At 36.7% G+C, this 1146-nt stretch carries 2 protein-coding genes; both read left to right on the forward strand.

What is annotated here, in order from left to right; all coding sequences use genetic code 11:
- On the forward strand, positions 1–703 hold a 703-nt coding region (locus ACT3QP_RS14820), incomplete at its 5' end, for a tyrosine-type recombinase/integrase (protein ID WP_444526030.1).
- 52 nt (positions 704–755) lie between these two features.
- A partial coding sequence (locus ACT3QP_RS14825) for a hypothetical protein (protein WP_444526031.1) occupies positions 756–1146 on the forward strand: 391 nt, incomplete at its 3' end.

The raw sequence follows: 1146 nt of genomic DNA on the forward strand, positions 1-1146 counted from the left end.
AGACAACCCAAATGCGCATCAACAAACTATCGCAGGCATACAGCTGATGACGTTGTGCTTTGTCCGGACTAAAGAGCTAAGGTTCTTTGAGTGGTCAGAGATTGATTATCATAAAAACGTCTGGCGTATCCCAGCGCATAAGATGAAGATGCGTCAAGATCATATTATTCCGTTGTCACCTCAGGCGATGGCCATTATTGAGCGTATGAGACCTTTGACAGAAAAAACAGGTTATGTCTTTTACAACTTTGAGCGTAGCAAGCCTTATAGCGATGTCTGGTTCAATCAGGCCTTAAAGCGTATGGGCTACACAGGCGACCCCTATCCTAAAATGACTGGCCATGGATTTAGGCAGCTTGCCAGCACAGGACTATATGAGTTGCAATTTAGTCAGAACCTTATAGAGATACAACTTGCTCATCTTGAACAGTCAAGCGTAAAAAAGCGTTATGACCTTTCAGCACATCTAGCAGAGCGACAGATGATGATGAACCAATGGGCAAATCATCTAGATGACTTGCGGGCTGGTAAGGCTGTTAGCTTCGATTTACTCACACCAGATGAAATAAAAATGAAAATGAGTAGTCGTGATAAGCAAGCGGTCGATATAGCTTTGCATGATAAAGATATATTAATGAAAAGCCTACAGGCTAAAGGTGTACCGGATGAATTATTAGGACAGCTTGTTGATTATATTAAATAACTATCAGCTAGTAACTTATAACTTCCATTTGAGATAAAAACTAGGTGATTTCATGGAAAATAAATTGAATACCGATAGTACTATTACTTCGGAAGATATGTTTAATATTAATAATATGATAAATAGGTTGCATAATCAATCTAATGCTATTGAGGTAGTTCTAGGTATGCCTGAAGATATAGGTATAGTTAACAATTTATATAATCATGAGCAATGCACTACTACGCAAAAAAAACATAATTTACTTTTTTTAGAAGATGCTAAAGCTATATCTGTGCAATATGTTCGAGAAAACTTCAAAGTAGATACATCTTACTTTCTCGACAATATAGATAGTTTTTCAACTGAGCACGAAGATAGTGGCTTTGCAGGTAGTAAAGAAGAATATGCATTAAACCAATATATAGGTGAATTATTTAGTAAAATAGCTATTTCTCTGAATG

The sequence above is a fragment of the Psychrobacter sp. AOP7-B1-24 genome, assembly GCF_052376215.1.
Lineage (GTDB): Bacteria > Pseudomonadota > Gammaproteobacteria > Pseudomonadales > Moraxellaceae > Psychrobacter.